The sequence below is a fragment of the Shinella sp. GW835-FHT14H05 genome, from assembly GCF_058793575.1.
In genome coordinates this window covers 176,063-194,051 of record NZ_JBXAFY010000004.1, presented here as the reverse complement: position 1 = coordinate 194,051, position 17,989 = coordinate 176,063, and the positions used below count along the sequence as shown (strand labels likewise).

The window sequence follows — 17,989 nt, the reverse complement described above, 5'->3', positions numbered from 1 at the left end:
GTCAACGCGAAGGGGGCAACCGGATCAGCCGAGTTTCCAGGCGATATAGACGAGCGTTGCGGCGATGACCCAGAGCGCCAGCCGGCCGGATCGGCTGTGGCGGGCCTCGGAACGGCCGATCGCCTCGGCGGTTTCCGCATCGAAACGCAGGCCTTTTTCGGTCATGGCCGTGAGTTCCTGCGAGAATTTCTCCGCCTTGGCGGCAATTTCCGGTGCGGCTTCGGCCAGCCGCAGGGCGGCATGCGCGCCGTCGCGCAGGTCCGTCAGGAGGCGTTTCGGCCCCAAATTGTCCCGGATCCAGTCGCCGACGACACCCTCGGAGGCCTTCCACATGTTGAAGCGCGGATTGAGCGTGCGCGACACGCCCTCCACCACCACCATGGTCTTCTGCAGCATGACGAGTTCGGTGCGGGTCTCCATGTCGAAGAGCTCTGTCACCTCGAAGAGCAGCGTCAAAAGCTTCGCCATCGAGATGGTCTCGGCCGGCTGGCCGTGGATCGGCTCGCCGATGGCGCGGATCGCCTGGGCGAAGCTTGCGGCGTCGTGGTGCGAGGGCACGTAGCCTGCCTCGAAATGCACGTTGGCGACGCGCTGGTAGTCGCGCGTGATGAAGCCGTAGAGGATCTCGGCGAGGAAGCGGCGCTCCTTCTTGCCGAGCCGTCCGACGATGCCCATGTCGACCGCGACGATGACGCCTTGCGGGTCGACGAAGAGATTGCCCTGGTGCATGTCGGCATGGAAGAAGCCGTCGCGCAGCGTGTGACGCAGGAACGACTGGATCAGCGTATCGGCGAGCTTGTTCAGGTCGTGGCCGGCGGCGCGCAGGCCGTCCACATCGGACATCTTGATGCCGTCGATCCACTCCATGGTGACGACGTCGCGGCCGGTGCGCTCCCAGTCGACCGTCGGCACGCGAAAGCCGGGGTCGTCGCCCGTGTTCTCGCCGAGTTCGGACAGCGCTGCCGCCTCCAGCCGAAGGTCCATCTCGATCTTCGTCGTCTGCTCCAGCGTGCGCGTCACCTCGATAGGCTTCAGCCGGCGTGTGTTGGGCAGGATCGTTTCCTGAAGGTGCGCGGCCGCGTACATCGCTTCCAGATCATGGGCAAAACGCTGCCGCACGCCGGGGCGGATGACTTTTACCGCGACACGGCGCTCGCCATTCGCATCGCGCACCGTCGCGGGATGGACCTGCGCGATGGAGGCGGCGGCGATAGGGTCGTCGAAACTGACATAGAGGTCGTCGAGCTTGCGGCCGAGCGAGCCTTCGACCGTCGCCACGGCCGCGGCGCGCGGAAAGGTCGCCATGCGGTCCTGCAACGCCGAAAGGTCCACGGCGATCTCGGCGCCGACGACGTCCGGACGGGTCGCCAGGAACTGGCCCATCTTCACATAGGAGGGGCCGAGGCGCTCGATGGCGCGGGCAAGGCGATCACCACGCTCTTCCTTCGTCGCCTTGCGGCGGGCGAGGACGCCGGCAAAAGCGTGCGCCGTGCGGGCAAGCGGCGGCATGCCCTCTGTCGGCAGCGCCGAGACGACACCCTCGCGCACGAGGACCCAGCCCACGCGGGCAAGGCGAAGATAGGCGCCGAAAACGCTCATGCGGAAAGGCTATTCTTGGAAGAGACCGGGGTCATGCTCAAAGCTTCCAGCCCGAATGCAGCGCAGCGATGCCGCCGGTATAATTGGTGAAACTGACGCGAGAAAAACCGGCGGTGCGGATCATCGTCGCAAAGTCCTGCTGGTTCGGGAACTTGCGGATCGATTCCACGAGATACTGGTAGGGCTCCGCCTCGCCGGTGATCATCTTGCCGAATTGCGGGATCGCCTTGAACGACCAGGTCTCGTAGAATTTGTCGAGCAGCGGCATGTCCACCTCGGAGAATTCCAGCACGAGCAGCCGCCCGCCGCGCTTCAGCACGCGATAGGCTTCCGACAGCGCGACATCGATGCGCGGCACGTTGCGGATGCCGAAGGCGATCGTATAGGCGTCGAAGCTGCCGCTTTCGAAGGGCAGTTCCTCGGCATTGGCTTCCACGAAATCGAGATTGGCCGAAAGCCCCTTCTTCGCCGCGCGGTCGGCGCCGACGCCCAGCATCGAGCCGTTGATGTCGAGCACGGTGGCGTGCGCCAGGCGGTCGGAGGCTTCGACGATGCGAAACGCGATGTCGCCCGTGCCGCCAGCGACGTCGAGCACTTTATAGCTGGCGTCCTTGCGCGGGTTCAGGCTCGCGATCATCGCGTCCTTCCAGGCCCGGTGCAGGCCGGCGGACATGACGTCGTTCATGATGTCGTAGCGCTTGGCGACCTTATGGAAGACGTCGTTGACCAGCGCCTGCTTTTCGCCTTCGGCCACCTGGCGGAAGCCGTAGGAGGTTTCCATGCCGCCGTCCGCGGATGTGCGCTGTTCCGTCATTGTCGTCTCCATGGGCGGTCTGTCGCAGCCGAATTGCCGCAAAGACCATAGCGAATTGGCAAGGGCCGCGCTATCTGAACACCGCGTCCGCCGCTTTGCCGGGTATATAGGACATAGATTGCCGAGAGGGAAATGCCGGGCCGCGGCAAATGCGCTCAAGGTTAAGTCGAAGGAGACAGATATGCCGGAATTGCCGGAAGTGGAAACGGTGAGGCGCGGTCTTGCGCCCGTCATGGAAGGGGCACTGATCCGCCAGGCGGAACTGCGCCGTCCGGATCTGCGCTTTCCCTTTCCGCCGGCCTTTTCCGAGGCGCTGAAGGATCGTCGCGTCGTCTCGCTCGGCCGGCGCGCCAAATATCTGCTGATCGACCTCGAGGGCGGCGACGTGGTGATCGCCCATCTCGGCATGTCCGGCTCGTTCCGGGTGGAAGGGCCTGCGCTGGAGACGGACACGCCCGGCGACTTCCACATGCCGCGCAGCAAGGATGTGCGCCACGACCATGTCGTCTTCCATCTGGAAACGCCGGAGGGCGAGCGCCGCGTCGTCTACAACGACCCGCGCCGTTTCGGCTTCATGGACCTCGCCCGCCGGGAGAACCTCGCCGCGCACGCCTTCTTCCGCGACATGGGCGCCGAGCCGACCGGCAACACGCTGGACGCCGACTACATCGCGGCGAAATTCCGCGGCCGCCAGACGCCGCTGAAGGCGGCGCTGCTCGACCAGAAGAACATTGCCGGCCTCGGCAATATCTATGTCTGCGAGGCGCTGTGGCGCGCGCATCTTTCGCCGGAGCGCCTCGCCGGTTCGCTGGTGACGGCGGCGGGTAAGCCGAAGAAGGAACTCGTCGTGCTGACGCAGGCGATCCGCGAGGTGATCGCCGATGCGATCGCGGCCGGTGGCTCGACCCTGCGCGACCATATCCGCGCCGATGGCTCGCTCGGTTACTTCCAGCATTCCTTCTCCGTCTACGACCGAGAGAAGGAGCCTTGCCGCACCCCCGGCTGCACGGGCACTATCGGCCGCATCGTGCAGAGCGGCCGGTCGACCTTCCACTGCGCCGCCTGCCAGAAATAAAGCAACGCCAGGAAAAGTGTGCAGCGGTTTTCCGTCCGGCGTTGCGCGACAGAAACAAATCATAAGACAATAAGAGGAGAGAGACATGGCTTACGAAACCCTGCTGGTGGAGACGCGCGGGCGCGTCGGCCTCATCACGCTCAACCGGCCGCAGGCGCTGAACGCGCTGAACAGCCAGTTGCTCGGCGAGCTGAAGGGCGTGCTCGCCGGCTTCGAGGCGGATGAAGGCATCGGCGCGATCGTCATCACCGGCTCGGAAAAGGCCTTCGCCGCCGGCGCGGACATCAAGGAAATGCAGCCCTACGGCTTTGCGGAGGCCGTGCTGGCCGATCTCGCCGCCGGCTGGGACGATGTGGCCGGTTGCCGCAAGCCGATGATCGCGGCCGTCAGCGGCTTTGCGCTCGGCGGCGGCTGCGAGCTCGCCATGATGTGCGACTTCATCATCGCCTCGGAGACGGCAAAGTTCGGCCAGCCGGAAATCACGCTCGCCGTCATCCCCGGCATGGGCGGCACGCAGCGGCTGACGCGCGCGATCGGCAAGGCGAAGGCGATGGACCTCTGCCTGACGGGCCGCCTGATGGATGCCGCGGAAGCCGAACGCTCCGGCCTGGTTGCCCGCGTGGTGGCGCCGGAGAAGCTTCTGGACGAGGCGCTGGCCGCCGCGGAAAAGATTGCCAGCTTCTCGCTGCCCTCGGTCATGATCGCCAAGGAGGCCGTCAGCCGCGCCTATGAGACGGTGCTGTCGGAAGGCATGCGCGCGGAGCGCCGGCTGTTCCACGCGCTCTTCGCCACGGAGGACCAGAAGGAGGGCATGGCGGCCTTCGTCGAGAAGCGCAAGCCGGCGTTCAAGCACCGCTGATCAGGCGATCCGGCGTTTCTTGCAGAATCCGCGTTGACGTCTTCGCGGTTTCCAGCTATACGCCGCCCACAGTTTGGAAAGCCGAATTCTGAGGTTTTCCGATATTGCTCCCGAATTGCTTTGATGACAGGTCGCAGTGACCCGGCACGGCGAGGGCGGAGTTTGTGTCAGATTTCTGAAGAGAGGCATAGATGGCCAATACAACCTCGGCAAAGAAGGCGACCCGCAAGATCGCCGCGCGCACCGCAGTCAACAAGTCGCGCCGCTCGCGCGTCCGCAACTTCATCCGCAAGGTCGAGGAGGCAATCGCTTCCGGTGACCAGGTTCAGGCCGCCGCCGCCCTCAAGGCAGCCCAGCCGGAACTGATGCGCGCCGCCACCCGCGGGGTGCTCCATTCCAACACAGCATCCCGCAAGGTTTCGCGTCTGGCGAGCCGCGTAAAGACGATGTCGGCCTGATCGACCCGTCGAGCTATGCAATATTAGAAAAAGCCCGGTGCTCGCACCGGGCTTTTTCTTTGGTTTTTCGACCCTGCTATGGTTAATGTGCAAGGCTCGATCTTGTCAAAACAGTGACGAAAAAATTCCTTTAAATTCAGTTACTTGCGGGAGGTTGGGTGGTCTTGCTCCCCCTTTCGTTGCGGGAGTTTAACAGCAATTTGAGTCAAGCGAATTTTTATTTTTTTCGTTTTCCAGCCCTTCCGAAAACAACCCGAAAACAAAGCCATTGATTCCTAACAGATTCTCCACGGGAAAGCTGATTCCGAGTCAGGAAGCCCTCTGCGAGTCAACGCCCGCCCCTTAATTTTGCGTAAAATTCGTGATTGATCTTGCTACCTGATCCTGCCTAAATGCTTTCCACAGGGGGCACGGAAACAAGCCTGAAAATGATCGCCGACAAGACTGTCTCACAAGGCAGCGGTGATTGTTTGTTCCCTGTGACGGAGCGGCTCCGCTTCGTAAAATCATCAAACCGGCAACGCTTGCCCCAGGTGCCCCTGGCACTCTGGCAGTGAGTTTTTGCGACTATTGATTGTGCCGGTTGCAGCTGTGAGGACGGCTGCCGATGAAGAGGGCATGCCCGCTGGACGCTCTACGAGGGGGCGCACGGCGAGGCCACAGACGGGAACGCGGGATCGGGTATGACACCGGATCGTGCCGACCTGAATTGTGTTTGGGAAACAGGATTGTGCCGGAGCAGGGGGCCGGTTCAATCGGGGCACCATATCCCGGACCGGGCGATTGGCTCGGCACGGCCGGGAGATGGCAAACATGAAAGGCGCCGGCAGGAATGCCGACGTGGCGAATTGAGCATGAAAGGCGGCAAGATGCAGGTGAATACGGCCACCAGAACAGCTGGTGCATTCGCAAACGGGGAAAATGCACTAAAGGCGCTCCCACCAGAAGGGGTGCAGGCGGCGGGGGTTCCATCCGATATGAAGCAGGACGCGATTTTCGAACGGGTCAGTGCGCGCCTCAAAGCGCAGGTTGGTCCGGACGTCTTCGCGAGCTGGTTCGGCCGGTTGAAGATCCATTCCGTTTCCAAGAGCGTGGTGCGCCTTTCGGTGCCGACGACGTTCCTGAAGTCGTGGATCAACAATCGTTATCTCGATCTCATCACCAGCCTGTTCCAGCAGGAAGATGCCGAAATCCTCAAGGTGGAGATCCTGGTGCGCACCGCGACCCGTGGCGTGCGCCCCGGTTCCGTCGACGAGGCCATTGCCGTCGAGCCCGCGCCGCAGGTGCAGTCGTCGCGCCGTCCGGCCGGTGGCCCGCAGCCTGTCGCCAGCGCGGCCGCTTCCGTCACTGCGGCGGCCCAGCCGCGCCAGCATTCCGGCCCGCTCTTCGGCTCGCCGCTCGACCAGCGTTATACGTTCGATGCCTTCGTCGAGGGCACCTCGAACCGCGTCGCCCTTGCCGCAGCCCGCACGATCGCGGAAGCCGGTGCCGGCGCCGTGCGCTTCAACCCGCTCTTCGTGCATTCGAGCGTCGGCCTCGGCAAGACGCACCTTCTTCAGGCGATCGCGCTCGGCGCGCTGTCCAGCGCCCGCAACCCGCGCGTCGTCTACCTGACGGCCGAATATTTCATGTGGCGTTTCGCGACCGCCATCCGCGACAATGATGCGCTATCCCTCAAGGAGACTTTGCGCAACATTGACCTCCTGATCATCGACGACATGCAGTTCCTGCAGGGCAATTCGATCCAGAACGAGTTCTGCCACCTGCTCAACATGCTGCTCGATTCCGCCAAGCAGGTCGTCGTCGCTGCCGACCGCGCGCCCTGGGAGCTGGAATCGCTCGATCCGAGGGTTCGTTCGCGTCTCCAGGGCGGCGTCGCCATCGAAATGGAAGGGCCGGATTACGAAATGCGCCTGGAAATCCTCAAGCGCCGCCTTGCGGCCGCCCAGCAGGAAGACCAGTCGCTCGATATCCCGGTCGAGATCCTGAGCCACGTCGCGCGCAACATCACGGCCAGCGGCCGTGAGCTTGAAGGCGCCTTCAACCAGCTGCTCTTCCGCCGCTCCTTCGAGCCGAACCTGACGATCGAGCGCGTCGACGAATTGCTCGGCCATCTTGTCGCCGCCGGCGAGCCGCGCCGCGTGCGTATCGAGGACATCCAGCGCGTGGTGGCCAAGCACTACAACGTCTCGCGCCAGGAACTGGTCTCGAACCGCCGCACGCGCGTCATCGTCAAGCCGCGCCAGATCGCCATGTACCTTTCCAAGACACTGACGCCACGTTCCTTCCCGGAGATCGGCCGGCGTTTTGGCGGTCGTGACCACACGACCGTGCTGCATGCCGTGCGCAAGATCGAGGAACTGATCTCGGGCGACACCAAGCTCAGCCACGAGATCGAGCTCCTGAAGCGCCTGATCAACGAATAGGCGCTTTTCACGCCCCTTCGACAGCTCTGAACGCTGTGCCGTCCTCCGGGTCGCGCACGGCGTTCTGCTTTTGGCAGAACGGATGAGACGCCGGCATGGACCTGCTCGTCACCTATATGGAACTCTGCACGCCGCCAGCGGACCGGCCGGCGCTACCGGCCCCAAGTGCCGATCTGGAAGTCCGCGCGGAGCGCCTTTCCCTTGAGGACTATCTGTCGCTCTATCGCGCCATCGGCGAGCCGTGGACCTGGGACCAGCGGCTGCGCATGCCACAGGATGCCTTGGCGCAGCTCCTGTCCGCTCCATCGACGATCATCTTCGTTCTGCGCGAGAAGGGGCGTCCGGTCGGCCTCTGCGAATTCGATGCCGCCAACGAGCAGGATATCGAGCTCGTGCATTTCGGCCTCGTTCCGGCGGCCTATGGCCGGCGGCTCGGCCCCTTCCTGCTGGATACGGCGCTCAGGTCGGCATGGCGGAAGGCAACGCGGCGCATCTGGCTGCACACCGATACGAACGACCATGCGAAGGCGCAGGCGACCTATGCGCGGGCGGGCTTCACGCCCTACCTGCAACGGATGGAAACCTTTCCGGATTGACGCCGCGCATCAGCTTCCGCGCACCGCCCGTGCCTCGTCGGTCAGCCATTGGCGCAGCGCCGTGACGGCCGGCCGGTCGAGCGCACCCGGCGGATAGACGATGTAATAGGCGAGCCCCGTCGACACGCCGCGCGAGAAGGGCGCGACCAGCCGCCGCTCCTGGATTTCCCGCGCCACCAGCGAAAGCCGCACCAGCGCCACCCCGTCGCCGGCCTTGGCCGCCTCGATAGCGCCATTGCTGTCGGTGAAGACGGGGCCGCGCATCGCGTCGATGCCGGTGACCCCCATCGCCTCCAGCCAGAGCCGCCAGTCCTGCCGGTGCACGTCGTGGATCAATATATGGTTGGCGAGATCGGCGGGCTCGTCGAGCGGCTGGGTTTCGCGCAATGCCGGGGCGATGACGGGCACGAGGTTGTCGTCGAGCAGCCGTTCGCTGACGAGGCCCTCGTAGCGGCCGAACCCGTGCCGGATCGCAATATCGACGCCGTCGCGCACGAAATCGACCAGGCGGTTCGAGGCGCTGATGCGGATGTCGAGGCCGGGAAAGCGCTCTTCGAAATGCGGCAGCCGCGGCACGAGCCATTGGGCGGCAAAGGTCGGCGTGCAACTGATCGAGAGCGTCGCCGGGCGGGCGCGGGCGAGAAGCTCGTCGGTCGCCTCGCGCATCAGCCGGAAGGCCGAGCGCATCGCCTTGAAGTACCCCTCGCCATCCTCCGTCAGCGAAAGCCGCCGCGGCCGCCGCTCGAAAAGCTGCACGCCGAGCGTTTGTTCGAGGTCGCGGATCTGCAGGCTCACCGCGCCGGGCGTCACGTTGAGCTCGCCGGCGGCGAGCGTGACGCTCAGGTGGCGCGCTGCCGCCTCGAAGGCGCGCAGGCCGGACAGGGAGGGGAGGCGACCGCTCATGGTTTAGTTTTCCTCGCTGAATTGTCGAAATATGATCGTTTGTACCAGAGGGAAATAACCGGAATGATAGCGCAACTGCCGGGTTCTTGCACTCGGTCCCATCGTTCGGTTTAGAAAAAATCCCGTAGGAGGCCGCCATGGCTAGCCATCAAATGTCTGCCCGCGAATGGGCCTTGCTCATCGCCCTGTCGCTGCTCTGGGGCGGCTCGTTCCTGTTCAACGGCATCCTCGTGCGCGAGCTGCCGACGCTCACCATCGTCGCGCTGCGCGTGGCGCTTGCGGCAATAGCGCTCTGGACGATCGTGCGCCTCTCAGGCCATGCCGTTCCGACGAGCCGTGAAGTCTGGCTCGCCTTTCTCGGCATGGGCGTGCTCAACAACATCATCCCCTTCTCGCTGATCGTCTGGGGCCAGACGCATATTGCGAGCGGCCTCGCCTCGATCCTCAACGCCACCACCCCGCTCTTCGCGGTGATCGCCGCCCATCTGCTGACGCAGGACGAGAAGATGACCGGTAGCCGGCTCATCGGCGTGCTGGTCGGCTTCGCAGGCGTCGCCCTGATGATCGGCCCGTCGGTGCTGTCCGATCTCGGCACGAACGTGCTGGCGCAGCTCGCTGTGCTCGGCGGCGCCATCTCCTATTCGATCGCCGGCATTTTCGGTCGCCGCTTCCGCCGCATGGGCCTGCCGCCGCTGCTGCCGGCCGCCGGGCAGGTCACCACCTCGGCGGCGCTGATGCTGCCGGTCGCCTTGATCGTCGACCGCCCGTGGACACTCGCCATGCCCTCGGCGGAGGCCTGGATGGCGCTGTTCGGCCTCGCCTTCCTCGCCACCGCGCTCGCCTATGTCATCTTCTTCCGCATCCTTGCGACGGCAGGCGCCACGAACCTGATGCTCGTCACCTTCCTGATCCCGGTCAGCGCCATCCTGCTCGGCGCGCTGGTGCTGGGCGAGATGCTGGCGCCAAAACACTTTGCCGGCATGGCGCTGATCGCCGTCGGCCTTGCGGCGATCGACGGACGTCTCTTTCGTTTCTTCATGGAAAAGCGCCGGCCGCTCGGCTCGGATGCCGGAAGCTAGAGCGTTTCCGCTTCCCTTCGAATCGCAAAAACGCTCTAGCTCTTTGTTTTTACGCAATTCCGGACGCAAAACCGCTGCGCACTTTTGCTGGAATTGCTCTGATCAGCAGGCGAGATCGGCTACGACGGCGTCGAGGATCAGCATGCCGGCCGGCGTACAGCGCAGCCGCGAATTGCCGAGCCGCTCGATGAAGCCGTGCTCGATGAGGAACTGTTCGCGGTCCGGGTCCAGATCGCGGCCGGAAAGGGTCTGCCAGCGGGCGAGATCGACACCCTCCTTCAGGCGCAGGCCCATCAGCAGCAGCTCGTCCGATTGCGCCTCGCGCTCCAAGAATTCCTGGTCGATCATGCCGTGGCCCCCGGCCTCGACCAGCGACAGCCAGCCTTCCGGCTTGCGTTCCGTCGCGGTCGCGATCTTCGAGCCGCCGGTCGTCAGGCGGCCATGCGCGCCGGGGCCGATGCCGACATAGTCGCCATAACGCCAGTAGGTGAGGTTATGGCGGCTTTCGGAGCCGGGGCGGGCATGGTTGGAGACCTCGTAGGCCGGCATGCCCTCGCGCTCGGTGATCTCCTGCGTCGCCTCATAGAGCACCGCCGACTGTTCGCCATCCGGCACGATCAGCTTGCCGGCCTTGTGCAGGCCATAGAAGGGCGTGCCCTCCTCGATGGTGAGCTGGTAGAGCGAGAGGTGGTCGACGGCGTAGGAGACGGCCTCCTTCAGCTCGCGGTCCCATTCCTCCACCGTCTGGTTCGGGCGGGCATAGATGAGGTCGAAGGACATGCGCGGGAAGATGTCGCGCGCCAGCCGGATCGCCTTCAGCGCATCGGCGACATCATGCAGCCGGCCGAGGAATTTCAGGTCCCGGTCGTTCAACGCCTGCACGCCGAGCGACACCCGGTTGACACCCGCGGCACGATAGCCGCGAAAACGCTCGGCCTCGACGCTCGACGGATTGGCCTCCATGGTGATCTCGATACCATCGGGCACATGCCAGTGGCGGGCAATGCCGTTGAGGATCGCGTCGACCGTCTCCGGCGCCATCAGCGAAGGCGTGCCGCCGCCCATGAAGATGCTGGTGACGGTGCGCGAGCCGGTGAGGCGGCGCATTGTCGCCATTTCGGTCAAAAAGGCCTGCACGAAGCGCGGCTGGTCGACCGGCTGGTGGCGCACATGGCTGTTGAAGTCACAATAGGGGCATTTGGCGGCACAGAACGGCCAGTGCACATAGATGCCGAAGCCGGGCTCGGCGAGGTCCGGCCCAAAGCTCTGCCTGATGTCGAGGGGCACCGCCGTCATTTTGCCTCAGGCCGTCAGGCAGGTTTCGACGAAGATCTTGAAGGCGCGGGCGCGGTGCGACAGCGCCGCCGCATCGCCCGGCTTCCAGCCGTGTTTTTGCTCAGCGCTCATCTCGCCGAAGGTCGTCTCGTAACCCTCGGGCTGGAAGACCGGGTCATAACCGAAACCCTGCGTCCCGCGCGGCGGCCAGACGACCTGGCCTTCGACCTCGCCGCGGAAAAGTTCCGTATGGCCGTCCGGCCAGGCAAGGCAGAGCACGGAGACGAAACGCGCCGTGCGGTCCTTCGCTTCGCTTACACCCTTTTCGGCCAGCGCCTTCTCCACCTTCTCCATGGCCATGGCGAAGTCGCGCGTGCCGTTCGCGGTTTCCGCCCAGTTCGCCGTGTAGACGCCGGGCGCGCCGTCGAGCGCATCGACGACGAGGCCGGAATCATCCGAAAGGGCGGGCAGGCCGGAGGCCTTCGCCGAGGCGAGCGCCTTGATCGTCGCGTTCTCCTCAAAGGTCGTGCCGGTCTCGTCCGGCTCCTCGAAGTTCAATTCGGCGGCCGACTTGGCGGAGAAGCCGAAGGGGCCGATCAGGTCCTCGATCTCGCGGATCTTTCCCGCATTGTGGCTGGCGACGACGATCGTCTTGGTGTCGAGCTTGCGCATAAGGGTCCTAAGCGATGTTCCAGAGGCCGGGCTCGGCACATTCGAGGCTGTTGCCGGCGGGGTCGCGGAAATAGATGGAGCGGGCGCCGTTCGGCCAACAGAAATCCGCTTCGATGGTGATGCCGGCTTCTACGAGCTTTTCCACCCAGAAATCAAGCTCCGGTCCGGGAACACGGAAGCAGACGTGGCCCGGTCCCAGCGCGCCGTGCACCGGCACGGGAAAGGCATGGGGCGGCGGTGGCACCACGGTCTCCTGCGGATTGAAGATCAGCAGAACGCCGGGGCCGCAGCGGAAGAAGACGTGGCGGTTCGCCTGCCGCGTGATCCTCTCCAGCCCCAGCAGGCCGCCGTAAAAGGCTTCCGCCGCGTCGAGGTCGTCCGCGTAAAGCGCGGTTTCGAGTATCCCTTCGAGCGCGGCGGCCATGGGCAAACCTATCTCAGGCGATCGCCTGCTTCTGCATCTCGACCAGTTCGGCAATGCCGTTGCGGGCGAGCACCATCAGCGAGGAGAATTCCTCTTCGGTGAACGGCTTGCCCTCGGCGGTGCCCTGGATCTCGACGATGCCGCCGGAGCCGGTCATGACGAAATTGGCGTCCGTCTCGGCGGCGGAATCCTCGAGATAATCGAGGTCGATCACCGACTGGGCGGCGAAGATGCCGCAGGAGATCGCGGCGACATGGTCCTTCAGGACCTTCTCGACCTTGATCATGTTGCGCGCTTCCATCCACTTCAGGCAGTCATGCAGCGCGATGAAGGCGCCGGTGATGGAGGCGGTGCGGGTGCCTCCATCGGCCTGGATGACGTCGCAGTCGACGGTGATCTGGCGTTCGCCGAGCGCTTCGAGATCGACGATGGCGCGCAGCGAGCGGCCGATGAGGCGCTGGATTTCCTGCGTGCGGCCGCCCTGCTTGCCGGCGGCGGCTTCGCGGCGCATGCGGTCGCCGGTGGCGCGCGGCAGCATGCCGTATTCGGCCGTCACCCAGCCCTTGCCGCTGTTGCGCAGCCACGGCGGCGTCTTGTCTTCCAGGCTGGCGGTGACGAGCACATGCGTGTCGCCGAACTTGACGAGACAGGAGCCTTCGGCATGTTTGGAGATGTTGCGCTCGAAGGAAACCTTGCGCATCTGATCGGTTTTTCTGCCGGACGGCCGCATTGCGAACTCCTCATTGAGATATGTGGGAAGTGCTTTAGACCAGTTCGTCAGGCGAGGGAATGCCGATGCCGCGACGCCAGGGAAAATCCGTTTTGCGCTTACCCGCGAAATCACTATATTCCAGTCGGATAACAGGGTTTGCAGCGAGAAGATGGTTTTGAATAGATCTCCGGGTCCTGAAAGTCAGGCGGCGCTCGACGAGCGTTCGGGTGAGATCTTCCGTCGCATCGTCGAAAGCTATCTGGAAAGCGGCGAGCCGCTTGGCTCGCGCAACCTGTCGCGCATCCTGCCGATGTCGCTCTCGCCCGCCTCCGTGCGCAATGTGATGAGCGACCTGGAAGAACTCGGCCTCATCTACTCGCCGCATATCAGCGCCGGGCGCCTGCCGACGCAGCTTGGCTTGCGCTTCTTCGTCGATGCCTTCATGCAGGTGGGCAATATTTCGGCGGAGGATCGCGCCTCGATCGAGCGCCATGTGCGCCCGCATGGCCAGAAACATTCGGCCGTCGAGACCCTGATGAACGAGGCGAGCCAGGCGCTGTCCGGCATGTCGCGCGGCGCCGGCCTCGTCATCACCACCAAGAACGACGCCGTGCTCAAGCATGTCGAATTCATCCGGCTGGAGCCGACCAAGGCGCTCGTGGTGCTCGTCGGCGATCACGACCAGGTGGAAAACCGCATCATCGAGCTGCCGGCGGGCGTCACCGGCTCGCAGCTCACCGAGGCCGCCAATTTCCTCAACGCCCATCTCGCCGGCAACACGCTGGTCGAGGCGCGCGCGCAACTGGAGCGCCTGCGCGGCGAGATCAGCGTCGAGCTCGACAAGCTGTCGCAGGATCTCGTCGAGCGCGGGCTCATGGTCTGGTCCGGCGGTTTCGACGAGGGCAAGCCGACGCGGCTCATCGTGCGCGGCCGCGCGAACCTCCTGGAGGGGCTTGCAGGCGCGGAGGATATCGACCGCCTGCGCATGCTGTTCGACGACCTGGAGCGCAAGGACGGCCTGATCGAGCTTCTCAACCTGGCCGAGACCGGCCCGGGCGTGCGCATCTTCATCGGCTCGGAAAACAAGCTCTTCTCGCTGTCCGGCTCCTCGCTCATCGTCGCGCCCTATCGCGACAGCGAGGAAAAGATCGTCGGCGCCGTCGGCGTCATCGGGCCGACCCGGCTCAACTATTCCCGTATCGTGCCCATGGTGGACTATACGGCCCAGCTCATGTCGCGGCTTTCGCGTTAAAGCATGCCGCGCAAAAGTGTGCAGCGGTTTTGCGAGAACGGCATGCGGCATATCTGCCCCGGCAATCCGGCCATCGGCCCTTGATTTTTCGGGCTCAAAGCTCGATATCGGGCGCAAACCTCAAAATACAATTCGGAGTACGTCATGACCGACGAGAACAAGAAACACGGACCTGACGAAGCGGTAGAAGACAACGTCACCGCAGAAGCGTCCGCCCTGGAAGAGCTGATCATCGAGGCCGATGCCCCGGCGGAGCCGGATCCGGTGGACGTGCTGCGCACGGAAAATGCCGACCTCAGGGACCGGTATCTCCGCCTCGCCGCCGAGATGGACAACCTGCGCCGCCGCACCGAGCGCGACGTGAAGGATGCAAAATCCTATTCCGTCGCCGGTTTTGCGCGCGACATGCTGGCCGTGTCCGATAACCTGCGCCGCGCGCTGGATGCCATTCCGGCCGATGCGCTGGAAAGCGGCGATGCCGGCTTCAAGGCGCTGGTGGATGGCGTCGAGATGACCGAGCGTTCGATGCTCGCAGCCCTCGAACGCCACGGCGTGCGCAAGCTCGAGCCGGTCGGCGAGAAGTTCGATCCGAACTTCCATCAGGCGATGTTCGAGGTGCCGAACCCGGAGATTGCCAACAACACGGTCGTGCAGGTCGTGCAGGCCGGTTTCGTCATCGGCGAGCGCGTGCTACGCCCCGCCATGGTCGGCGTCTCCAAGGGCGGCCCCAAGGCGCCCGCAGGCGAGACCAGCGCCGCCCAGGCCTGATCGTTCTCTTTCGCAAAAAGAAAAACCGGCGGTCGCAAAACCGCCGGTTTTTTTATGCGAATTGATGAAGATCGTTCAGGCGGCGTTCGACGCCTGTTCCTCGCTCAGGCACGCGTAGATGGCGCTCTCGCTGTCGGAGGCGCGCAGCTTCGCCACCATCGCCGGGTCGCGCAGAACGCGGGCGATGCGCGACAGCGCCTTCAGATGGTCCGCACCGGCACCTTCCGGGGCCAGAAGCAGGAAGACGAGGTCGACCGGCTGGTCGTCCAACGCCTCGAAGTCCACAGGGGTCTCGAGCCTCGCGAAGAGGCCGGTGATCTGCGAAAGCTCCTTCAGCTTGCCGTGCGGGATGGCGATGCCATTGCCCACGCCGGTGGAGCCCAGTCGCTCGCGCTGAAGAATAACGTCGAAGATCTCGCGCTCCGGAATCCCGGTGATCTTTGCCGCTTTTGTCGCCAGCTCCTGAAGCAGCTGCTTCTTGGAATTGGCCTTCATCGCCGGAATAATCGCACTTTGCTGCAGCAAACCTGCCAATGCCATGCTTTTGTCCTCGTGAGGCGGGTGAAGGGGTTGAAGAAACGTGGTGCCGTTTTCCGGCACCACGCTCCCGTCACTCAGCCTTTGATATTGGCTGCATCGATCCAGCCAATATTTCCGTCGTTGCGTCGGTAGACGATATTGAGCTGCTCCGATCCGGCGCTGCGGAAGAGAAGAACCGGTTCGTCGGTCATGTCGAGCGCCATGACGGCGCTTGCGACGGACATCGTCCTCAGTTTCTTCGTGCTTTCCGCGACGATGGTCGGCGCGTAGTCCTCGGGAAGTTCATCCTCTTCGTCGGGGACCGAATCCATCACCGTGTAGGCCACTTCTGCAAAGGCATCGTGACCATTGCCGTTGTGGTGTGCCTTGAGTTTGCGCTTGTAGCGGCGCAGGCGTTTCTCGATCCGTTCGGAAGCCGATTGGAAGGCCACCAGGGGATCGTTTGCTTCGCCATTCGCCTGCAAGGCCATTCCCGTATCAAGGTGGATCTTGCAGTCGGCGCTGTACCGCGATCCCGATTTTTCTACGGTGACCTGGCTCGAATATCCTCCGTCGAAATATTTGGTTACGGCCTCTCCGACTTGGTCTTCAATGCGTTGACGGAAAGTTTCGCCGATTTCCATATGTTTACCGGATACACGCACACTCATGGAGTTTTCCTCTCGTTCGTGATTTGCGCGCAACAGTCTATTCCAACCTTACCCACGTTCCAAGCGTTTCACGCAGGCGATGCAATTTGCCTCGCATACGGCAGAAAAGTGGGGATATGTCTGGAATTCCGGCCTTCTTCTCTTCAGAATTGGGCCGCGCATTAGCCCGTTCCAGCTGCGAAGTCAATTGGCGGATTCAGGCATTCTTAACTTCTCATGTCCTGAAACGCCGGTTCTCCCGGCTTTGTTTCAGGAGGCGGCCGCTTTCGCATGCGCCCGTTTTTCGCGCCGGCGCTGCACGGAGGAGGGGATGTTCATCGCCTCGCGATATTTCGCGACCGTGCGGCGGGCAAGATCGACGCCGCCCTTGCGCAGCACGTCGACGATGTCGTCGTCCGACAGCACCGCATCCGGCTGCTCCTGGGCGATCATCGTACGGATGCGGTGGCGCACGCTCTCGGCCGAATGCGAATCGCCGCCCTCGGCCGAGCCGATCGACACGGTGAAGAAATATTTGAGCTCGAACAGGCCGCGCGGCGTCAGCATGAACTTGTTCGAGGTGACGCGGCTCACGGTCGATTCGTGCATCTTGATCGCCTCGGCGATCGTCTTCAGGTTCAACGGCCGCAGGTGGTCGACGCCGTGCATCAGGAAGGCGTCCTGCTGGCGCACGATCTCGGTCGCCACCTTCATGATGGTGCGGGCGCGCTGGTCGAGGCTGCGCGTCAGCCAGTTGGCGGTCTGCAGGCATTCGTTGAGGAAACCCTGGTCCTCGCTGTCGCGGCTCGTGCGGCTGGAGACCGCGGCGTAGTATTCCCGGTTGACGAGCACGCGCGGCAGGGTGTCGGCATTGAGCTCGACATGCCAGGTGCCGTCGGGAGCGGCGCGCACGACGATATCCGGCACCACCGCCTCCGAGGCGCTCGTTTCGTAGCGCGTGCCGGGCTTCGGGTCGAGCTTGCGGATCTCCGCCAGCATGTCGAGCAGGTCTTCCTCGTTGACGCCGCACAGCTTCTTCAGCGTCGCGAAATCGCGCCGGGCGAGAAGTTCGAGATTGTCGATCAGCGTGGCCATGGCCGGATCGAACCGGTCGCGCGCGCGCAGCTGGATGGCGAGGCATTCGCTGAGCGAGCGGGCGAAGACGCCGGGCGGATCGAGCTCCTGGAGCCTATAGAGCACGCGGTCGACCTCGGCGACGGGCTTGCCGAGCCTGAGCGCCGTCTCGGCGGTGCTGCCTTGCAGGTAGCCGGCTTCGTCGAGCTGGTCGACGAGATGCTGGGCGACCAGCCGGTCGATGGGATCGGCGAGCAGGAAGGGGATCTGCGCGCCAAGAACGTCGCGCAGCGTCTCGCGGCCCGCCACGAAGTCGTCGAGGTCGTAGCCTTCGCCGCCCTCGCTGCCGGGCATGGATTTCCACTGGCTGAGCAGTTCCGGCGCGTCGGCCGCGCGCGGCCCGGCATCGTCGGGAAACATGTTGTCGAGGCCGGCGTCGCTCGTGTCGGACGCGCTTCCGGCACTCGCCGTCGCGGAATCGTAGAGGTCGGGCTGAAAGCCCTCCTCGCCGCTCACATCTTCGGCACGCGTGCGGTCCTCGTTGGGCAAGGAATAGGCATCGGCGCCGCGCTCGTCGTCGCGCGCGCCTTCGTCACCGGAAACCACTTCGAGCAGCGGATTTTTTTCCAGCTCCTGCTCGATGAACTGGTTCAGCTCCAGATGCGTCATCTGCAACAGCTGGATCGACTGCATCAGCTGCGGTGTCATCACCAGCGACTGGCTTTGGCGCAGGAAAAGGCTGGCTGCGAGTGCCATGCGGACGCTCTACTCCCCGGGAAACCCGTCCAGGACGGGTGCAAATTCCAACTGGCCCAAAAATTGCTTTTTTGAGGA

18 protein-coding genes are annotated in these 17,989 nt (G+C 64.0%); 8 read left to right on the top strand and 10 right to left on the bottom strand.

Annotation, left to right across the window (positions count from 1 at the left end; translation table 11 throughout):
* Positions 1-24: 24 nt before the first annotated feature.
* Both ubiB and ubiE read right to left on the bottom strand, forming a co-directional pair.
* Positions 25-1,599, bottom strand: coding sequence for a 2-polyprenylphenol 6-hydroxylase (ubiB, locus tag AC1Q6Z_RS15495; RefSeq protein ID WP_492648455.1), 1,575 nt, complete (start codon positions 1,597-1,599; stop codon positions 25-27).
* 37 nt (positions 1,600-1,636) lie between these two features.
* Complete coding sequence (gene ubiE, locus AC1Q6Z_RS15490) at positions 1,637-2,413, bottom strand: bifunctional demethylmenaquinone methyltransferase/2-methoxy-6-polyprenyl-1,4-benzoquinol methylase UbiE (RefSeq protein WP_492648454.1); 777 nt, start codon at positions 2,411-2,413, stop codon at positions 1,637-1,639.
* 181 nt (positions 2,414-2,594) lie between these two features.
* Between ubiE and mutM the strand changes: the two genes are divergently transcribed.
* The 5 genes from mutM to AC1Q6Z_RS15465 all read left to right on the top strand — a co-directional run bounded on the left by mutM (position 2,595) and on the right by AC1Q6Z_RS15465 (position 7,827).
* Positions 2,595-3,488 carry a bifunctional DNA-formamidopyrimidine glycosylase/DNA-(apurinic or apyrimidinic site) lyase gene (gene mutM, locus AC1Q6Z_RS15485; RefSeq protein WP_492648453.1) on the top strand — a complete coding sequence of 298 codons (894 nt, stop codon included), beginning with the start codon at positions 2,595-2,597 and terminating at the stop codon, positions 3,486-3,488.
* An 85-nt stretch (positions 3,489-3,573) separates the two neighbouring features.
* The gene (locus AC1Q6Z_RS15480) at positions 3,574-4,347 is read left to right on the top strand and encodes an enoyl-CoA hydratase (protein ID WP_492648452.1); all 774 of its coding nucleotides are present in this window, start codon (positions 3,574-3,576) and stop codon (positions 4,345-4,347) included.
* Between the two features lie 191 nt (positions 4,348-4,538).
* Positions 4,539-4,805: a 30S ribosomal protein S20 gene (gene rpsT, locus AC1Q6Z_RS15475; protein ID WP_256118109.1), complete on the top strand. Its 267-nt coding sequence runs from the start codon at positions 4,539-4,541 to the stop codon at positions 4,803-4,805.
* A gap of 977 nt (positions 4,806-5,782) precedes the next feature.
* Positions 5,783-7,231: a chromosomal replication initiator protein DnaA gene (gene dnaA, locus AC1Q6Z_RS15470; protein WP_492648451.1), complete on the top strand. Its 1,449-nt coding sequence runs from the start codon at positions 5,783-5,785 to the stop codon at positions 7,229-7,231.
* Between the two features lie 95 nt (positions 7,232-7,326).
* A complete protein-coding gene (locus AC1Q6Z_RS15465) occupies positions 7,327-7,827 on the top strand; it encodes a GNAT family N-acetyltransferase (protein ID WP_492648450.1) in 501 nt (166 codons plus the stop codon).
* Positions 7,828-7,836: 9 nt separating this feature from the next.
* Here the strand turns inward: AC1Q6Z_RS15465 and gcvA are convergent, their stop codons facing one another.
* The gene (gcvA, locus tag AC1Q6Z_RS15460) at positions 7,837-8,730 is read right to left on the bottom strand and encodes a transcriptional regulator GcvA (protein WP_492648449.1); all 894 of its coding nucleotides are present in this window, start codon (positions 8,728-8,730) and stop codon (positions 7,837-7,839) included.
* Positions 8,731-8,867: 137 nt separating this feature from the next.
* Between gcvA and AC1Q6Z_RS15455 the strand changes: the two genes are divergently transcribed.
* On the top strand, positions 8,868-9,809 hold the full coding sequence (locus AC1Q6Z_RS15455; protein WP_492648448.1) for a DMT family transporter: 942 nt from the start codon (positions 8,868-8,870) through the stop codon (positions 9,807-9,809).
* 102 nt (positions 9,810-9,911) lie between these two features.
* Here AC1Q6Z_RS15455 and hemW read toward each other — a convergent pair whose 3' ends face one another.
* Genes hemW through rph form a run of 4 tightly spaced genes read right to left on the bottom strand, consistent with a single transcriptional unit; the run spans position 9,912 to position 12,910 of the window.
* A complete protein-coding gene (gene hemW, locus AC1Q6Z_RS15450; RefSeq protein ID WP_492648447.1) occupies positions 9,912-11,105 on the bottom strand; it encodes a radical SAM family heme chaperone HemW in 1,194 nt (397 codons plus the stop codon).
* Between the two features lie 6 nt (positions 11,106-11,111).
* Entirely contained in the window at positions 11,112-11,756 is a 645-nt protein-coding gene (rdgB, locus tag AC1Q6Z_RS15445) for an RdgB/HAM1 family non-canonical purine NTP pyrophosphatase (protein WP_435266732.1), read from the bottom strand.
* A 7-nt stretch (positions 11,757-11,763) separates the two neighbouring features.
* Complete coding sequence (locus AC1Q6Z_RS15440) at positions 11,764-12,180, bottom strand: VOC family protein (protein WP_492648446.1); 417 nt, start codon at positions 12,178-12,180, stop codon at positions 11,764-11,766.
* Positions 12,181-12,193: 13 nt separating this feature from the next.
* The gene (gene rph, locus AC1Q6Z_RS15435; protein ID WP_256118101.1) at positions 12,194-12,910 is read right to left on the bottom strand and encodes a ribonuclease PH; all 717 of its coding nucleotides are present in this window, start codon (positions 12,908-12,910) and stop codon (positions 12,194-12,196) included.
* 157 nt (positions 12,911-13,067) lie between these two features.
* On the opposite strand from rph, the gene hrcA reads away from it, so the two are divergent.
* Entirely contained in the window at positions 13,068-14,144 is a 1,077-nt protein-coding gene (gene hrcA / locus AC1Q6Z_RS15430; protein ID WP_435266730.1) for a heat-inducible transcriptional repressor HrcA, read from the top strand.
* Positions 14,145-14,288: 144 nt separating this feature from the next.
* Complete coding sequence (gene grpE / locus AC1Q6Z_RS15425; RefSeq protein WP_492648445.1) at positions 14,289-14,912, top strand: nucleotide exchange factor GrpE; 624 nt, start codon at positions 14,289-14,291, stop codon at positions 14,910-14,912.
* A 75-nt stretch (positions 14,913-14,987) separates the two neighbouring features.
* Here the strand turns inward: grpE and ptsN are convergent, their stop codons facing one another.
* From ptsN to rpoN, 3 genes are all read right to left on the bottom strand, one after another.
* Positions 14,988-15,452: a PTS IIA-like nitrogen regulatory protein PtsN gene (gene ptsN / locus AC1Q6Z_RS15420; protein WP_256118098.1), complete on the bottom strand. Its 465-nt coding sequence runs from the start codon at positions 15,450-15,452 to the stop codon at positions 14,988-14,990.
* A 74-nt stretch (positions 15,453-15,526) separates the two neighbouring features.
* On the bottom strand, positions 15,527-16,102 hold the full coding sequence (gene hpf / locus AC1Q6Z_RS15415) for a ribosome hibernation-promoting factor, HPF/YfiA family (RefSeq protein ID WP_492648444.1): 576 nt from the start codon (positions 16,100-16,102) through the stop codon (positions 15,527-15,529).
* 249 nt (positions 16,103-16,351) lie between these two features.
* Positions 16,352-17,911, bottom strand: coding sequence for an RNA polymerase factor sigma-54 (gene rpoN, locus AC1Q6Z_RS15410; RefSeq protein ID WP_492648443.1), 1,560 nt, complete (start codon positions 17,909-17,911; stop codon positions 16,352-16,354).
* Positions 17,912-17,989 lie beyond the last annotated feature (78 nt).

What these genes read in the sequence shown, in the direction of transcription:
- rph (WP_256118101.1), bottom strand. Translation starts at nt 12,910, where the DNA reads ATGCGGCCGTCCGGCAGAAAAACCGATCAGATGCGCAAGGTTTCCTTC.
- hpf (WP_492648444.1), bottom strand. Translation starts at nt 16,102, where the DNA reads ATGAGTGTGCGTGTATCCGGTAAACATATGGAAATCGGCGAAACTTTC.
- gcvA (WP_492648449.1), bottom strand. Translation starts at nt 8,730, where the DNA reads ATGAGCGGTCGCCTCCCCTCCCTGTCCGGCCTGCGCGCCTTCGAGGCG.
- dnaA (WP_492648451.1), top strand. Translation starts at nt 5,783, where the DNA reads ATGAAGCAGGACGCGATTTTCGAACGGGTCAGTGCGCGCCTCAAAGCG.
- ubiB (WP_492648455.1), bottom strand. Translation starts at nt 1,599, where the DNA reads ATGAGCGTTTTCGGCGCCTATCTTCGCCTTGCCCGCGTGGGCTGGGTC.
- AC1Q6Z_RS15480 (WP_492648452.1), top strand. Translation starts at nt 3,574, where the DNA reads ATGGCTTACGAAACCCTGCTGGTGGAGACGCGCGGGCGCGTCGGCCTC.
- ptsN (WP_256118098.1), bottom strand. Translation starts at nt 15,452, where the DNA reads ATGGCATTGGCAGGTTTGCTGCAGCAAAGTGCGATTATTCCGGCGATG.
- AC1Q6Z_RS15440 (WP_492648446.1), bottom strand. Translation starts at nt 12,180, where the DNA reads ATGGCCGCCGCGCTCGAAGGGATACTCGAAACCGCGCTTTACGCGGAC.
- AC1Q6Z_RS15465 (WP_492648450.1), top strand. Translation starts at nt 7,327, where the DNA reads ATGGACCTGCTCGTCACCTATATGGAACTCTGCACGCCGCCAGCGGAC.
- ubiE (WP_492648454.1), bottom strand. Translation starts at nt 2,413, where the DNA reads ATGACGGAACAGCGCACATCCGCGGACGGCGGCATGGAAACCTCCTAC.
- rpsT (WP_256118109.1), top strand. Translation starts at nt 4,539, where the DNA reads ATGGCCAATACAACCTCGGCAAAGAAGGCGACCCGCAAGATCGCCGCG.
- rdgB (WP_435266732.1), bottom strand. Translation starts at nt 11,756, where the DNA reads ATGCGCAAGCTCGACACCAAGACGATCGTCGTCGCCAGCCACAATGCG.
- hemW (WP_492648447.1), bottom strand. Translation starts at nt 11,105, where the DNA reads ATGACGGCGGTGCCCCTCGACATCAGGCAGAGCTTTGGGCCGGACCTC.
- mutM (WP_492648453.1), top strand. Translation starts at nt 2,595, where the DNA reads ATGCCGGAATTGCCGGAAGTGGAAACGGTGAGGCGCGGTCTTGCGCCC.
- grpE (WP_492648445.1), top strand. Translation starts at nt 14,289, where the DNA reads ATGACCGACGAGAACAAGAAACACGGACCTGACGAAGCGGTAGAAGAC.
- rpoN (WP_492648443.1), bottom strand. Translation starts at nt 17,911, where the DNA reads ATGGCACTCGCAGCCAGCCTTTTCCTGCGCCAAAGCCAGTCGCTGGTG.
- AC1Q6Z_RS15455 (WP_492648448.1), top strand. Translation starts at nt 8,868, where the DNA reads ATGGCTAGCCATCAAATGTCTGCCCGCGAATGGGCCTTGCTCATCGCC.